12 protein-coding genes are annotated in these 16,606 nt (G+C 65.5%); all 12 read right to left on the minus strand.

Going from position 1 to position 16,606, the window contains the following annotated elements; all coding sequences use genetic code 11:
* Positions 1 to 138: 138 nt before the first annotated feature.
* Positions 139 to 1,293, minus strand: coding sequence for a mandelate racemase/muconate lactonizing enzyme family protein (locus VNM24_10940; protein ID HWQ39100.1), 1,155 nt, complete (start codon positions 1,291 to 1,293; stop codon positions 139 to 141).
* On the minus strand, positions 1,290 to 1,874 hold the full coding sequence (locus VNM24_10945) for a DUF4442 domain-containing protein (GenBank protein HWQ39101.1): 585 nt from the start codon (positions 1,872 to 1,874) through the stop codon (positions 1,290 to 1,292). Before VNM24_10945 ends, VNM24_10940 begins: the two co-directional genes overlap by 4 nt.
* Before the next feature lie 2 nt (positions 1,875 to 1,876).
* Positions 1,877 to 3,079, minus strand: coding sequence for an acetyl-CoA C-acyltransferase (locus tag VNM24_10950; GenBank protein HWQ39102.1), 1,203 nt, complete (start codon positions 3,077 to 3,079; stop codon positions 1,877 to 1,879).
* Positions 3,080 to 3,267: 188 nt separating this feature from the next.
* Entirely contained in the window at positions 3,268 to 5,748 is a 2,481-nt protein-coding gene (locus VNM24_10955; GenBank protein ID HWQ39103.1) for a 3-hydroxyacyl-CoA dehydrogenase NAD-binding domain-containing protein, read from the minus strand.
* Positions 5,749 to 5,820: 72 nt separating this feature from the next.
* Positions 5,821 to 7,134 carry an outer membrane protein transport protein gene (locus VNM24_10960; GenBank protein HWQ39104.1) on the minus strand — a complete coding sequence of 438 codons (1,314 nt, stop codon included), beginning with the start codon at positions 7,132 to 7,134 and terminating at the stop codon, positions 5,821 to 5,823.
* 53 nt (positions 7,135 to 7,187) lie between these two features.
* Positions 7,188 to 7,598, minus strand: coding sequence for an acyl-CoA thioesterase (locus VNM24_10965; GenBank protein HWQ39105.1), 411 nt, complete (start codon positions 7,596 to 7,598; stop codon positions 7,188 to 7,190).
* Positions 7,599 to 9,404, minus strand: coding sequence for a long-chain fatty acid--CoA ligase (locus VNM24_10970; GenBank protein HWQ39106.1), 1,806 nt, complete (start codon positions 9,402 to 9,404; stop codon positions 7,599 to 7,601).
* 33 nt (positions 9,405 to 9,437) lie between these two features.
* Positions 9,438 to 10,256, minus strand: coding sequence for an NAD(P)-dependent oxidoreductase (locus VNM24_10975; protein ID HWQ39107.1), 819 nt, complete (start codon positions 10,254 to 10,256; stop codon positions 9,438 to 9,440).
* Positions 10,257 to 10,562: 306 nt separating this feature from the next.
* Positions 10,563 to 11,348 (minus strand): enoyl-CoA hydratase-related protein, encoded by a 786-nt coding sequence (locus VNM24_10980; GenBank protein ID HWQ39108.1) that lies wholly within the window; start codon positions 11,346 to 11,348, stop codon positions 10,563 to 10,565.
* Entirely contained in the window at positions 11,345 to 13,663 is a 2,319-nt protein-coding gene (locus tag VNM24_10985) for an acyl-CoA dehydrogenase (GenBank protein HWQ39109.1), read from the minus strand. The genes VNM24_10980 and VNM24_10985 overlap by 4 nt, the downstream gene beginning before the upstream one ends.
* Before the next feature lie 187 nt (positions 13,664 to 13,850).
* Positions 13,851 to 14,564, minus strand: coding sequence for a TetR/AcrR family transcriptional regulator (locus VNM24_10990; protein HWQ39110.1), 714 nt, complete (start codon positions 14,562 to 14,564; stop codon positions 13,851 to 13,853).
* Positions 14,565 to 14,741: 177 nt separating this feature from the next.
* Complete coding sequence (locus tag VNM24_10995) at positions 14,742 to 16,538, minus strand: acyl-CoA dehydrogenase (protein HWQ39111.1); 1,797 nt, start codon at positions 16,536 to 16,538, stop codon at positions 14,742 to 14,744.
* Between the last annotated feature and the right edge of the window lie 68 nt (positions 16,539 to 16,606).

Here is a 16,606-nt window from a genome sequence, read left to right on the forward strand (position 1 = left end):
CCGATCGAGCCATCGACATCGAGCGTCCGACCGTGCTCCGACAAGGACATCATACAGCGGCGGGTCCTGCCGTTTTCGGGTTCGTAATCTCGCACGGGCCACCATTCGGCGGCGTCCTGTCTCGGACCCTACGGGATGTCATTTCGAGCCTTCCTTCGCACGCGCGCGCGCCGCGGGCGGTTTGGAGCCACCCACCACCGCCGGGGGCGCTACCCTCAGTTTCTCGATCGCTTTCCAGTCCCACTCGATGCCCAGACCGGGGGAGTCGAACGGAAACGCGAAGCCTTTCTCGATCTTGAGCTCGTTTTTCATGATGACATCGAGCTGGGGAATGTATTCCACCCACGGCGCGTTCGGCACCGCCGCGCACAGCCCTACGTGCAACTCCATGAGGTAGTGGGGGCAGATCGGCACGTCGAAGGACTCGGCGAGATGCGCGCACTTGAGCCAGGGCGTGATGCCGCCGATCCGCGCGACGTCGGTCTGCACGATGGTGCAGGCACCGCGTTGCAGATATTCCCTGAAGTGACTGAGCGAATACAGCGACTCGCCGACCGCGATGGGCAGCGTGGTGGACTCGCGCAGCAGGACGTGGCCGTGCAGGTCTTCGGCCGGCAAGGGTTCCTCGAGCCACGCCAGATCGACTTCCTCGTAGTGCCGCGCGCGCCGAATCGCTTCCGGCACGTCGAATCCCTGGTTCGCGTCGACCATCAGCTCCAAGGAGTCGCCGATTGCGCGGCGCACCGCGCGCAGCCGCTTCATGTCCTCGGCGACGTGCGGCTTTCCGACCTTGATCTTGACGCCGCGGAACCCGCGGGACCTGACCTCCTCCGCGTTCTCGACCAGCAGCGCCGTGGGGATGTGCAGCCATCCGCCCTCGGTGTCGTAGACCGGTATCTTCTCCCGGGCTCCGCCCGCCATGACGTGCAGCGGCAGCCCGGCGCGCCGGCAGCGCAGGTCCCAGAGCGCCGTGTCGATGGCGCACAGCGCCAGGCTGGTGATCGCGCCCACCGCGGTGGCATGGGTATGAAAAAACAGGTCGCGCCAGATCTGCTCGACCATCTGCGGGTCGCGCCCGATCAGCTGCGGCGCGAGATGATCACGGATCAAGGCCACAACGGAAGATCCGCCGGTGCCGATCGTATAGCTGTAACCCGTGCCCTCCGCGCCGTCGTCGGCGAAGATGCGGACCATCGGCGTCTCCTGCACCGGGAAAGACTGGATGGCGTCGCCGCGCCGGGCCTTGGCCTTGAGGTCGACCTGGAACACTTCCACGCGGGTGATTGCGGTCATCCGTTTTCTCGTCGTGATGGCGTCCCGGTTCTCGGGGCACTGCCTTGCGCACGCGGCATGCTGCCGGCGGCCTCCAGCTCGAGCTTGCGCAGGTAGGCGTCCTTGCGCGCCACGTAGATCGTCTTCATCACCACCGCGTGCACGATCCCGTCGCCGTCCTTCAGCTCGATCTCATAATCGAGATCGACCGATGGCTCCTCGGCGAGGCGGGCGCGCAGGCTGTCCAGTTCGGCCTCGCTCACGCTGCACTGCGCATAGAGCGCGCCGCGCCCCGGCCTGAGGTAGCGGATCGACCCGGCCTTGTCCCACACGATGTAACCCGGGCCGAGGCCGACCTTGATCAACAGCGCGTAGAGCGGGTCGGTCGCCGCGTACATGGCACCTCCGAACAACGTCCCGTAAATGTTCCGGGTCCTCCAGTTGAGCGGCAACTTGATGCGGATCGCGCGCAGGTCCTCGGCGATGTAGATCACCTTCGCGCCCGTACCCCAGAACGCGGGATACAGGTTGAAGCGGGTGCGCAGAAGCCAGGTCTTGAGGGATCCTCGGCTGCCGGCGGCTTTGCCGGTAGGGCGTGGCATGCTCAGCGCACCGACTCGAACAGGCCGGCCGCGCCCATGCCGGTGCCGATGCACATCGTGACCATCCCATAGCGTTGTCCACGCCGCCGCATGCCGTGCACCAGGGTCGCGGTGCGGATCGCGCCGGTGGCGCCGAGGGGGTGTCCGAGCGCGATGGCGCCGCCCAGCGGGTTGACTTTCGAGCGGTCCAGCCCGAGGTCGCCGATGACGGCCAGCGTTTGGGCAGCGAACGCTTCGTTCAGCTCGATCCAGTCGAGGTCGTCCTGGCGGATGCCGGTTTCTTTCAGCACCTTGGGGATCGCGAACTTCGGTCCGATGCCCATGATCTCCGGCGGCACGCCCGCCACTGCGAAGCCGAGGAAGCGGGCCAGTGGCTTCAGGTTGTAGCGACCGACCGCCGATTCGGAGGCAAGGACTACGGCCCCCGCCCCATCGGAGGTCTGCGAGCTGTTGCCCGCGGTCACCGAGCCGCCGCTGGCAAACGCCGGCTTGAGCTTGGCCAGCACGTCCGGCGTGGTGCCCGGCCGCGGACCTTCGTCGACCGCGACGACCTTGCCGCGGGTGGCAATCTCGTGCTTTTCGAGGTCGGGAACGCGTTCCTCGACTGTGTAGGGCGCGATCTCGTCGTTGAACTCGCCTTTCTCGATTCCGGCAAGCGCCCGGCGGTGGCTTTCGGTCGCGAACTCATCCTGCGCCTCGCGCGAGACCTTCCATTGCTCCGCCACTTTCTCGGCCGTGATGCCCATTCCATACGCGATGCCGAGGTTCTCGTCCTTCAGGAAGATCTTCTCGTTGGCCGATATCTTGTTGCCGCCCATCGGGATCATGCTCATGCTTTCGGTGCCGGCACCGATCATCACGTCCGCCTCGCCGAGACGGATCCGGTCCGCGGCGATCGCCACCGCGTTCAGCCCCGAGGCGCAGAAGCGGTTGACCGTGATGCCCGCGACGCTGTTCGGAAAACCGGCCAGTAGCAGCGCGATGCGCGCCACGTTCATCCCCTGCTCGGCCTCCGGCATGGCGCAGCCGACGACCACGTCGTCCACTGCGCCGCGCTCGATCGACGGCACCTGCGCCATCGCGGCATTGAGCGCATGGGCCAGCAGGTCGTCCGGGCGAACGTTGCGGAACACCCCTCGCGGCGCCTTGCCCACCGGCGTGCGCGCCGCCGCCACCACGTATGCATCTTGTACTTGTCTGGCCATGACTCCGAGCCTCCAAATTCAAGCTTTCACCGCGGAGGACGCTGAGGAAACGCGCAGAGCGAAACACGAAGTCACGAAGGAATTGCCGATTTTCCCTCCCTCGTGTCCTTCGAGCCCCGAGCAACTTGGTCCCGCGCTCCTCAGTCCGGTTTTCCTCCGCGTCCTCACGCGTCCTCCGCGGTGAGCGCTTAATTCCTCAACGGCTTGCCGGTCTTGAGCATATGCTCGATCCGCGCCTGAGTCTTCTCGGTCGCCAGCAGCTCGATGAACGCCCGGCGCTCGAGATCGAGAAACCACTGTTCGTCCACCAGGCTGCCCGGCTCCACGTCCCCGCCGCACATCACGTACGCAAGCTTCGACCCGACCAGATAGTCATGCTCGGAGATGTGGCGCCCGGCGAGCAGGTTGGTCATCCCCATCTTCAGGGTGGCGATGGCACTGCGCCCGGCGCACGGGATGTTCCGCCGCCGCAGCGGCGGACGATAACCGGCCTCGTGCATGGCGTTCAGTTCGGCCTTCGCGGCGTGCAGCAACTCGAAGCGGTTCATCACTACGCGGTCGGCCGGGTGCAGGTAGCCCAGCTCGCGCGAATGCTCCGCGCTTCTGCCCACCTGGGCTGTGGCCACGTTCTGGAAGTAGCGCTTCAGCAGAGGAAAGACGTCTTCGCCCTTCGCCTCATCGGCGGCGCGCAGCGCGAGCTCCTTGCATCCTCCACCGGCCGGAATCAGGCCCACCCCGACTTCCACCAGACCGATGTAGCTTTCCAGGCTGGCGACGGCCCGATCGCAATGCATCACGAACTCGCACCCACCCCCCAGCGCCATGCCGTCGACCGCGGCGACCGTGGGAACCATCGAATAGCGAAGCGCCAGGCTGGTCGCCTGAAACTGCTCGACCATCTGCTCGACCTTCTCCAGCCGGCCCGCCATCAACGCGTCAGCGACGTTCAGCTTGCGTGCCGCTTTGAGGATCGCCGACTCCGCCTCGCGCCGGAACTTCTTCATCATCGAGGCGAACGCGGAGGGCTTCTGGTCCGGCTTGCGATTACTCCCACCGGAGAGATTCGCGCCCACGGAGAACGGGGGTTCGGTCTGCCAGATCACCAGACCCTTGAAGCCGCGCTCGGCCTCCTCGATCGCCTGCGCGATTCCGTCGAGCACGTCTTCGCCGATGGCGTGCATCTTGGACTTGAACGAGAGCACCGCGATGTCATCGCCCGTGGTCCACAGACGCACGGCATCGGTCTCGAACACGCTGCTGCCGTAGGCGGCCGGCTCTGAGATCAGCCGGTCCGGGAAGGGCTGGCGCCGGTAGATCGGCAGCGTCGGGCGCGGCTGGTAGCTGCGGGTGGCCGGGCTGTAGGACCCGTTGGCGGTGTGCACGCCGGCGCGCTCGGCTTCGAGCGCCCACGCCGGCAGCGGCGCGTTCGACATGGCCTTGCCGGTCGCGATGTCTTCGCAGATCCAGGCGGCGACTTGCGGCCAGCCGGCGGACTGCCAGATCTCGAACGGCCCGCGATCCCAGCCGAATCCCCAGCGCACCGCGAAGTCCACGTCGCGCGCATTGTCCGCGATCTCCTGCAGGTGATAGGCGCAGTAGTGCAGCGAGTCGCGAAACGCCGCCCACAGGAATTGCGCCTGCGGATGGCGGTTCGCACGCAACTGCGCAAAGCGCTCGGCAACGTTCTTGTTCTTGAGGATTTCGACAACGCCGTCGTCCGCCTGCTTTCCCGACAGCCGATAGTTGCCATCGCCAAGGTTCAGCACCTGGATATCCTTGCCGACCTTCCGGTAAACACCCCGCCCGCTCTTCTGGCCGAAAGCTTTCTCCTCCAGCAGCCGCCGCAGCCAGCCCGGGGCCTCGTAGTAGCGGTGCCAAGGGTCGTCCGGCAGCGTTTCCTTCATCGTGTTGATCACATGCGCGAGCGTATCGAGCCCGACCACGTCCGCCGTGCGATAAGTGGCGCTCTTCGGCCGGCCGATCAGCGGCCCGGTCAGCGCATCGACTTCGTCGAATCCCAGCCCGAGCCGCTCGGTGTGGTGAAACGCGGCGAGAATCGAGAACACTCCGACGCGGTTGGCGATGAAGTTGGGCGTGTCCTTGGCGCGCACCACCCCCTTGCCCAGCGCGGTGACCAGGAACGCTTCCAGCCCGTCTAGGATGTCGGGACGGGTGCCGCGGCCCGGGATCAGCTCGACCAGGTGCATGTAGCGCGGCGGATTGAAGAAATGCATGCCGCAGAACCTGGCGCGCAACGCTTCCGGCAGCGCTTGCGCCAGGGCGTTGATCGACAGGCCGGAGGTGTTGCTCGCGAACACCGCGCGATCCGAAAGATGAGGCGCGACCTTTTCGTACAGCGCCCTCTTCCAGTCCATGCGTTCGGAGATCGCCTCGATCACCAGATCGCAGTCCTTGAGCAGCGTCATGTCCCGGTCGTAGTTGGCCGGCTGGATATAGTCCGCCTTCGACGCGACGGAAAGCGGGCTGGGCTCGAGCTTCTTGAGGTTGTCGATCGCCTTGCGGACGATGTCGTTCGGATCGCCCTCTTTCGACGGCAGGTCGAACAGGACCGCTTCGACATTGGCGTTGACCAAATGGGCGGCGATCTGCGCGCCCATCACCCCGGCGCCCAGCACCGCGGCCTTGCGGATCTTCAGGGAGGGTTGCATTGCGTCGTGCTCACAGGGCCGGATTGAAACGGCGCGCCGCAGCCAGATCCGCCACGGCGCGCAGCTTGCACTTCAGAAGCTCATGGAATACTGCACGCTCAGGATGTCCACCGAGCCTTCGTACGTGCCCGTGACCGTCGTCGCCGTACCAGGCGCCGGCGTGGGCACGGTGAATCCCGGCGCCTGCTGGCTGCGGGTATGGTTGATGTCGGCATCCTTGATGAAGAGGTGCGCGTAACCCAGGTCTAGCCGACCGCTCTGGCCCACCCGCATCTGCGCCCCGAGCGCCAGCCAGATCCGGTCGTTGTCGGGCAGCCGCACCGTGCGTGTCGTCGCGCTCTTCACCGGCGTCTGGTCATAGGCGAGACCGCCTTTCAGCGTCCACTGGTCGTTCCACTTGTAGTCGGCGCCTACCGATACCCGCCAGCTGTCGTCGAAATCGAAGACGAACACCTCGCGCAGCGTCCCGTTGGTCGTGTTGACGACATCGACACGGTTGATCTCGCTCCATTGCGTGAAGGTGGCGTCACCGAGCAACTGGAGCCGATCCGACAACCGGTGGGCAAGACTCAACGAGAACATCCCCGGAAAAGTCACGTCCGCTCTCGCCGGACCGCTGGCGGCGGCCACTGGTGCACCGGCGGCAGTGGTCGTGTTTACGCTGCCCTCGAGTTCGTACTCGATGGGCGACCTGTAGGCCAGGCCAATGCGCGTGCCGCTCGCAACGTCGAACAGGAGCCCGAGATTCCATCCCCATCCATCGTCGTCGGCTTCGAGCTTGGTGTTGCCACTGACCCCGGCACCCAGCACGACGGCATTCGTGAGTTCCGCGTCTGCCAGCTGATAGTTGATCCCGCCGCCCACCGACACCGTATCGGAGAGCTTGTAGGACACCGACGGGTTGATGTTGATGGTCGTCAGCTCGGACTTGATGCCCTGGAAACGCCCCACCCAGTTCGAGTCGTATTCGGTGGTCAGCCCGAACGGGACGTTGACACCGATGCCGAAGTGCAGCCTTTCTCCATAAGGCATCACGAAGTAGCCGTTGGGGACGAAGGAGGTCTGACCGGGATCGCCCGTTCCGGGAACCGTTCCAAGGCCCAGTGCGGCGGGGCCGGTCGCCGAACCGGAGAAGTCGGCGGAAACCGCGATGACGTGGCCGGCGACCGCGAACTGACGCCCTTGCAGCCGGCTCATGCCTGCGGGATTGAAGAACACGGTGCTGGCGTCCTCGGCGCTTGCCGCAGCGCCGGCGTAGGCATTGCCGAGCCCGCTTCCGCTCTGTTCGGCAAGCGCGAATCCCGCCGCCGACGCGGTCCCCGCACCGCCGCCAAACAACCCAGCAATTGCCGCTGCTAACGCTGCCTTCCTGAACGCTTTCTTCATCGCTTTCTCCTTACAAGTGTCGCTGATTGAACAGCGATTTCGAAAAACCCGAATCAGCCCGCGCTGCCTGGGTTGACCGGCCGCGGACGTCCCTGGTCGTCCACAGCCACGTAAGTCAGCGTGGCCTCGGTCACCTTCACGACTTCGCGCAGGCTGCGCCGCTGCGCGAACACTTCCACCGCCACCGTGATCGAAGTGCGGCCCACGCGCACGATGTCGGCGTAGAAGCTGACGAGGTCGCCGATCAGCACCGGCTGCTTGAAGACGAAGGAGTTGACCGCCACGGTGGCGATCCGCCCCCGCGCCAGCCGCACCGCCGGGATGCTGCCCGCGATATCCACCTGCGACATGATCCAGCCGCCGAAGATGTCGCCATTGAAGTTGGCGTCGGAAGGCATCGGCACCACGCGAAGCGCGGGCTCCTTGCCTGCGGGCAACTGCACCGGCTGACTCTCCTCGGGCATTCAGTGTCCTGCGTACAGCGTTTCGAACTCGCGCTTGTAGGCCTCCACCACTTTGGCACGCTTGACCTTCATGGTCGGGGTCAGCAAGCCGTTTTCGACCGTCCAGGGCTGCGGCAGGATCGCCACGCGATACAACTGGGCGTAGCCGGGAAACTCCTTGATCTGCAGCTTGATCCGTTCCAGGACGATCTTTTCGGCCTGCGGGCCGCGCATCGCCGATTCGGAGTCCGGGTCCAGGCCGCGCTCCTTCGCGACTTTCGCCCACTGATCCTTGTTCAGCACCACGAACGCGGTCAGGAACGGCTTGCCTTCGCCGAGCACCATCACCTGTTCGAACAGGGTGTCGCGCATGATTGCCGCTTCCATGTCCACCGGCGGGACCTTCTCGCCGTTGGACATGACGATGATCTCCTTCAGCCGGCCCGTGATGTACAGATGCCCGGTCTGGTCCATGCGCGCGGTGTCGCCGGTCTTGAGCCAGCCGTCGGGCGTGAACATCGCCCGGGTCGCCTCCTCGTTGTTCCAGTAGCCGAGCATCACGTTCGGGCCCCTGACCAGCAGCTCGTCCTTCTCGCCGATCTTCACTTCCACGCCGGGAATCGGCTTGCCGATGCTGGCAGGAATGTTGTCCTCGATCGTGTTGGCGCTGACCACCGGGCTGGTTTCGGTCAGTCCGTAGCCCTGCAGCACCGGCAGCCCCAGGCCGATGAACAGCCTGGCGATCTCCGGCGAGAGCGCCGCGCCGCCGCAGGTCGCGCAGCGCAGCCTTCCGCCCAGGCGCGCGGTGACCTTCGAGGCCACCAGTTTCTCCAGGACCGGCCACAGCAGGAAGCTCGGCTTCCACGGTCCGCGCCCCTGTTGATGTTCGAACCGGGCCCAGCCCAGCTCGACCGCGAACTCGAACAGCTTGCGCCGCGCAGGAGGACTTTCCGCCAGCTTCTGCTTGATCGCGGCGTACACCCGCTCGTAGATGCGCGGCACCGAGATCAACAGCGTCGGCCGGATGGTGAGCAGGTCCTCGGCAAGCTGTTGCACCGAACGGGCGAACGCGGTCTGCGCGCCCGCCATGACCGTACCGTAATAGCCGCAGGTGCGTTCCAGCGTATGCGACAGCGGCAGGAATGACAGCAACAGATCGTCGGTCGTCATGCTGAAGCGCTGCAAGGTCGAGTAGGCGTTGTGCAGCATGTTGTAGTGTGAAAGCATCACGCCCTTCGGCCGACCCGTGGTGCCCGAGGTATAGATGATGCTGGCGAGCTTCTTGCCATCGGTGTTGACGTGTTTCGTCTCGCCGGCCTCCTTCGGCACCCAGTGGTCGGCGTCCACCAGTCGCGGATCGGAGGGCGCGCCTTTCAGCGGCTTGAGCGACACCAGCCGTTTGACCCCTTCGAGCTGCCCCTTGACCTCCGCGAACGCGTCCCAGGTCGCAGGGTCCTCGAAGAAGAACAGCTTCGCCCCCGAATCGCGGACGATATAGGCGACGTTGTCCGGCCGGTCGGAGGTGTAGAGCGGGACCGTAACCAGATCGAGCCCCATCGCGGCCTGGTCGAACACCACCCACCAGACCGAGTTGCGCATCATGATCGCGACCCGGTCGCCGCGCTCAAGCCCCTCATTCCCGAGCGCCGCCTGCCAGCGCGCGACCAGCCGGTCCACCTCGCGCCAGGTATAGTCTTTCCATTGCCCGGTTTGCTCGTCGAAATTGCGATAGGCCAGTGCGTTCGCAGAGCGCTTTACCCGCTCGGCGAACAAGCCATCCAGGGTCTTGGCGATCTCCGGAGAGATCAGGTCCACGTTCTTCGCCATCTCGTCTCCTCCTTGGATTGCCCGGTTGCGCGATCAGTCGAGGAACAGGTCCGACGCGAGCGAAACGCCCGGCGTCACGGCATAGCACGAGAAGTCGGACACGCCGTGCGCGCGCAAGACCTCTTCGTCGATGAAGAAGTTGCCGGTGGTTTTCCTGCTGTCGCCGGTCACGATCGCGTAGGCCGCGTCGGCGACGATCGCCGGCGTGCGGCTCGCCGCCAGCGCCTGCGGAAAGTAGACCTCGATGGCCGCGGTCGCGATCGTGGTGCGCGGCCAGAGCGAATTCACCGCGATGCCATGGGAGGCGAACTCCGCCGCCATGCCCAGGGTGCACATGCTCATCCCGTACTTGGCGATGGTGTAGGCCAGGTGATCCTTGAACCACTTCGGATTCATGTTCAGCGGCGGGGACAAGGTCAGGATATGCGGGTTCTGCGAGCGCATGAGGTACGGAATGCAGGCCTGCGAGCACACGTAGGTGCCGCGCGCGTTGACCTGCTGCATCAGGTCGTAGCGCTTGGCCGAAGTCGCCAGGGTCGCGGTGAGCGAGATCGCGCTGGCGTTGTTGATCAGTACATCGATGCCGCCGAACCGTTCCGCGGCCTGGCGCACGGCCGCCGCGACCGCCGCTTCATCGCGAATATCCAGTTGCAGCGCCAGCGCCCTGCCTCCGGCTTCCTCCACTTCGCGCGCCGTGTCGTAGATCGTTCCCTTGAGCTTAGGATGCGCTTCGGCTGTCTTGCCGGTCACGACGATGCGCGCGCCGTCGCGCGCGAAGCGCAGGGCGATCGCGCGCCCGATCCCCCGCGAGGCTCCCGTGATGAATACCGTCTTGTTGTTCAGATCACTCAAGGCCCGATCCTAGAAAAAGCAGAACCAATTCGGACCGCCAATGAAGAGCGAAACACGAAGGCACGAAGGAAAAAACAGGGCTCGTGGATGAATTGCATTCTGAGCATCTTGGTTGACCTCGTGGGCGGTGTCCTTTGTGTCAGTCAGGCTCGTATGACTTCGATCGTGGCTTCTGCTCTGGACGTGATCTTCTACAGTCCGCTACGTACTAACCACTTTGATCTCGCTTTCGTTCTTCTTCGCGCCTCCGTGTTCCGCTCTTGAGGCTCTCTGGGTCTCCTTGCTTCTGTAGTTCAAATCGATGTCTCACGAGCCGATGAAGGTGGGCGGGCGTTTTTCGACGAAGGCCGTTATGCCTTCCTTCAGGTCCGCGGTGCGTGCGCAGCGCGCGAACGCCAGCAATTCCTCCTCCATCTGCGACTCCATGCTCGCCGACAGCGAGCGATTGAGCAGGCGCTTGGTCTCGGCGTAGGCGCGCGTCGGGCCGCAAGCCAGCCGGCGCCCGAGCTGCAAGGCCTCGGCGGCCAGACGGTCGGCGGCCACGACCCGGTTGACGAGTCCCAAGGAATGCGCCGTCTGCGCATCGAAGCGGTCCGGCAGCAGCGCGAGCTCCATCGCCTTTCGGTGACCGACCAGGCGCGGCAGGAAAAAGGTGCTGCCGCCGTCCGGATTGGTGCCGATGTTCGCGTAAGCAAGCGTGAATTTCGTGTCGTCCGCCGCAATGGCGAGATCCGCCGCGAGCATCAGGCTCATTCCGGCACCGGCCACCGCGCCGTGCACTGCGGCGAGCACCGGTTTGTCCATGCGCCGCATCGCGAAGATCGCGAAATGCAGCTCGCGGCCCCAACGCACGATCAGCTCCGGCAGATCGTTCAGGTGCTCCTTGAACAGCGGCACATCGCCGCCGGCGCAGAAGGCGCGCCCTTCGCCGCGCAACAGTACCGCGCGCACGGCCGGATCGCCCGCCACGGCTTCCACGCAATCCCGCAACGCGCTCATCAGTTCGCCGTCCAGCGCGTTCATCCGCTCCGGCCGGTTGAGCGAGACCACCACCAGCGCGCCCTCGCGAGTCGTGCGGATGGTGTCGCTCATGCGGTTTTCCTCGCCGCTTCGAAGCCGGCATCGCCCACCGAGGACACGGCCCGTCCGATCTCGGGCGGAAAGTCGTCGACCATGATGCAGGCGCGGCGCAGCCGCCAGAACCGCTGCAGGGCCTCCGCCTCCTCGCGCGCGACGATGCCTTTGCTGACCGCGGATTCCAGGCGCTCGGCATCGCTCAGACCCGAAACCGCCTGCGCCTTGACCGCCGCGCGCAATTTCGCTTCGACCGGCTCGCCCTTCGCCGCCGCCTCCAGAGCCAGTTCCAGCCGGCCCACAGGATCGTCCTCCCTGCGCTGAAAGAACGTGTTGTGCGTCAGCCGGTCGCGCGCCGCCGAGGGCTCCATCATCAGTCGTGCCACCTGGTGATCGTGCGCATCGCTCGGTCCGGAAAAGACCCGTCCCCACGGAAACACCAGCAGGCGAAGCACGGAGCCGATCAGGCGGCTCGGGAAATTCTCGAACACGCCGTAGAACGCCGACTGGGTTTTGTTCAGCGCATCGTTCAGGGCCCAGTGCACCAGCGGCAGGTCCGAAGCGTGGCGTCCGTCGTCCTCATAGCGCTTGAGCGTGGCCGACGCAAGGTAGAGCTGCGACAGGACGTCGCCGAGCCGAGCCGACAGGCGCTCCTTGCGTTTCAGGCTGCCGCCGAGAACCAGCAGCGCGACGTCCGCGGCGAGCGCAAAGCCCGCGGAAAGACGCGAGAGCTGCTGATAGTAGCGGCGCAGCTCGGGCGCGCCGGGCACCGGCAAGAACCGGGCGCCGGTGAGACTCAGCCAGAGCGAACGCGCGGCATTTCCGAGCGTGAAACGCACGTGATCCCAGAACGCCTGGTCGAACGCCTCGGATGCTCGCACCGGATCGCCTTCCCGGGTCGCCGCGATTTCCCTCAACACGAACGGATGACAGCGGATGGCGCCCTGGCCGAAGATCATCATGCTGCGCGTGAGGATGTTGGCGCCTTCCACGGTAATGCCGATGGGGATCTGCTGGTAGGCACGGCCCAGGTAATTGTTCGGACCGAGGCAGATCGCCTTGCCGCCGTGCACGTCCATCGCGTCGTTGATCACCTGGCGCCCGCGTTCCGTGCAGTGATACTTCACGATGGCGGAAATGACCGAGGGCTTCTCGCCCAGATCCACCGCACCCGCGGTCATGCAGCGGGCGGCGTCCATCACATAGGTATTGCCGCCGATGCGGCCCAGCGCCTCCTCGATGCCTTCGAAATGGCCGATGGGGAGCTTGAACTGGCTGCGCACACGCGCATAGGCGCCGGTGGTGCGCGCGGCGAGCTTGGCCGCGCCGGTGGAGGAGGAAGGCAGCGAGATCGAACGCCCGGCTGCCAGGCTCTCCATCAGCATGCGCCAGCCCTGGCCGACGTAGTCGCGGCCGCCGATCACCCAATCGAGGGGGATGAACACGTCCTTGCCCCAGTTCGGCCCGTTCTGGAAGGAGGCGTTGAGGGGCAAATGACGGCGGCCGATGTTCACGCCCGGATACCTGGTCGGGATCAGCGCGAGCGTGATGCCGATGTCTTCCTTGTCTCCCAGCAAGCGCTCCGGGTCGTACAGCTTGAAGGCCAGGCCCAGCAAAGTGGCCACCGGCCCGAGGGTGATGTAGCGCTTTTCCCAGGTGAGGCGGATGCCGAGCGTCTCGCGCCCTTCGTGGGTGCCTTTGCACACGATCCCGAAGTCCGGGATGGCGCTCGCGTCCGAGCCGGCCTCGGGGCTCGTGAGCGCGAAGCACGGGATTTCCAGCCCCTTCGCCAGCCTCGGAAGATAGAGGTTCTTCTGCTGCTCGGTTCCATAATGGAGCAGCAACTCGGCGGGACCCAGCGAATTCGGCACCATGACGGTTACGCAGGCGGTGGAGTTGCGCGTCGCGAGCTTCTGCACGACCTGCGAGTGCGCAAACGCCGAGAAGCCCAGACCGCCGTACTGGCGCGGGATGATCATCCCGAGAAAACCCTTGTCCTTGATGAACTGCCAGATCTCGGGCGGCAAATCGTTCAGCTCGTAGGAGATCCGCCAGTCGTCGCACATCCTGCACAGCTCTTCGACCGGCCCGTCGAGGAAGGCCTGTTCGTCAGCGCTCAGCCGCGGCTTCGGGGTGGCGATCAGCCTGTTCCAGTCGGGGTTGCCGCTGAAGAGCGCGCTGTCCCACCACACCGTGCCCGCGTCCAAGGCTTCCTGCTCCGTCTGCGAGACCTGCGGCAGTACCTTGCGAAACCAGCCGAGCAACGGGTCACTGATCAGGCCTTTGCGCAGTTGCGGAACCATCAGGATGCCGGCCATGACGATGAACAACATCCACAGGAGCGTCTTGGTCTCGGTATCCGCGGCCGACCAGATGGTGAACACCGCCAGATAGGCCGCGACACCGATCGCCCACAGCTGCGCGTTCGCGCGCCGATAGGCGAGCACCCAGAGCAGCGCGACGGCGGCTACGAGCCAAAGCAAGGCGTTCATGGTCACTCCTCCAGAAAATCGTTCTCGTTCAGGCAGCCTTGCGGCTGAGCGCCGCAGGCGCCTTGCGCGCTCGTCGTGCGCCCGCCTCGGCCACCGGCGCCTGCAGGCCCGCCGCCAGAAAAGGAATCAACCGCCGGATGATCGCCTTGGCGTCATCTGCACCCTCCAGCCGGCAGCTACCGATCAACTGCAGCGCGTCGTTGCCCGCCAAGGTGTAGGACATGGCGCCGAACATGAAGTGCATCCGCCAGGCCAGTTCCTGGTCGGAGAGATGCGGCAGCGCCCGCGCAAAAGCTTCCTTGAAGCGGATGATGACCTGGCGATAGTGCGCCGCCAGGACCTCGCGCACGAAACCAGCGGGCTCGGTAAGCGCCCGCCCGAGCAGGCGCAAGAACACCGCCCCGCCGGCCAGCGGGTCTCGGCTTACCTGCAGCGCCGGCATCAGAATCGCCTCGACGATGCTCGCCACCTTCAGGGGCCGTCCGCCCGCCGCAGCTTCCAGGCGGTCCAGGTAGGCGATGCGTGCCGCGTTCAGCGGTCCGAGCCTGCGCTCGAACACCTCGCGGACCAGCGCCGCCTTGGAACCGAAGTGGTAGTTGACCGCCGCCAAATTCACCCGTGCCCGGGACGTGATTTCCCGCAACGAAGTGGCGGCATAGCCCCTTTCCATGAAAAGAGCCTCGGCGGCAGCCAGGATTCGCTCGCGAGTATCGGGCAGGCTATGAAGTTGCGGACGCGGCATGCACGGGCCGATCGGCGCGTCGGGCTTCAAACAGGTGATTCAAACGGGTGTTTGAATCATCCGGGCGCGTCGCCGTCTTGTCAACCGGCTGCCGGAGGCCGCGCCGGCAGTGCTCAGCCATCCTGCCCTGGCTTCGGGAATTGTCCTCAGTCCTCGGGCGTCCGTGCCCTGTTGCGCTCAGAACTGCCCTTCTTCGAGCGCGAGCGTACTGGCCGAACCGTGCACTACTGCGTGCTCGTAGGCGCGCGCGAGCGGCACAACGTGCTCGGCGTAGAAGCGCGCAGTGCCGAGCTTGGCACGGTAGAAATCGTATTCCTCGGCGTTCTCGTCGAGCCGCCGCTTGGCGATGAGTGCGCTGCGCGCCATGAGCCAGCCCGCGGCGACGGTGCCGAACAGCTTGAGGAACGGCACCGAGCCGGCGGTGGCGGCCTTGATGTTGTGCGCGTAGGTCTCGACCATCCAGTCGGTGGCCCGCGCGAGCGACTGCACGCCTTCGTCAAGCGAGCGCCGAATGACGGAAAGCGCCGGATGCGAGGACACCGAGGCGAGATCCTGGTCCAGGGCGCGCATCTGCCCGAGCAGCCTTTTCGCCGTCATCCCTTTTTCGTACGCGATCTTTCTTCCCACGAGGTCGTTGGCCTGAATGCCGGTCGTTCCTTCGTAGATCGTGGTGATCCGCGCGTCGCGCAGGTATTGCGCGGCGCCGGTCTCTTCGACAAAGCCCATGCCACCGTGGACCTGCACCCCCGTGGAGGCCACCTCGATGCACTGCTCGGTGCACCAGCCTTTGACCACGGGGGTGAGCAGATCGAACATCGCCTGGTGCGCCATGCGCTCCGACTTGTCAGGATGCAGCAGCGCCTGATCCAGCTCGGCCGCGGCGAGCGAGGCCAGCGCGCGCATGGCCTCGGTCTGGGCCTTCATGCTCATCAGCATGCGACGCACGTCCGGGTGATGGATGATCGTCACCCGCTCGCCCGCCTTCACGCCAGGTTCCCGACCCTGCACGCGTTGTCTGGCGTAGGCCAGCGCATGCTGGTAGGCACGGTCGGCCATGGCGACGCCTTCGATGCCCACTTCCAGACGGGCGAAATTCATCATCGTGAACATGAACTCCAGCCCGCGATTCTCCTCGCCGACCAGATAGCCGACCGCTCCTTCCCGGTCGCCGTAAGCCATCACGCAGGTCGGACTGCCGTGGATTCCAAGCTTGTGCTCGATCGACACGCATCGGACGTCGTTGCGCGCCCCGAGCGAGCCGTCCCTGTTCACCAGAAACTTCGGCACGATGAACAGCGAGATGCCCTTGACGCCCTCCGGAGCGTTGGGCGTGCGTGCGAGCACCATGTGCACGATGTTCTCCGCCATGTCGTGCTCACCCCAGGTGATGAAGATCTTGGTGCCCTGGATGCGATAGTGGTCGCCCTGGGGAGTGGCGCGCGTGCGCACCGCGGACAGATCCGACCCGGCCTGCGGTTCGGTCAGGTTCATCGTTCCGGTCCACTGGCCCGAGACGAGCTTGGGCAGATAGAGGGCTTTCTGCGCCTCGGTGCCGTGGCGCGAGAGGGCGAGCACGACGCCCGCGGTCAGCATCGGGCACAACGCGAACGACATGCACGCGGCATTCCACATCTCGGAGGTCTGCGCGGAAACGACGTGCGGCAGTCCCTGACCGCCCCACCTCGGATCGTTGGCCAGTCCGACCCAACCGCCTTCGCAGAATTTCCGGAACGCTTCCTTGAAACCCGGCGCCGAGATGACGGTATCGCCTTCGAGCCGCGCGCCGACGCGGTCCCCGGCGCGATTGAGCGGATCGAGCACGCCGCCGGCGAACTTGCCCGCTTCTTCGAGGATGGCGTCGACGAGGTCGGCAGTCACCTCCTCGCACCCGGGAAGCACGCAGATCGGATCGAGCCCGATCAGCTCTTTCACCACGAACTTCATGTCCCGGATCGGTGCGGTATAGGTCGACATCGTTGACTCCCAGCGGAAGTGACTGCACTGCAAAGAAACAAAGCCCGGAACCGGCCCCCCGAGGGCAC

It is taken from the genome of Burkholderiales bacterium (assembly GCA_035560005.1).
Classification (GTDB): domain Bacteria; phylum Pseudomonadota; class Gammaproteobacteria; order Burkholderiales; family Eutrophovitaceae; genus DASRFY01.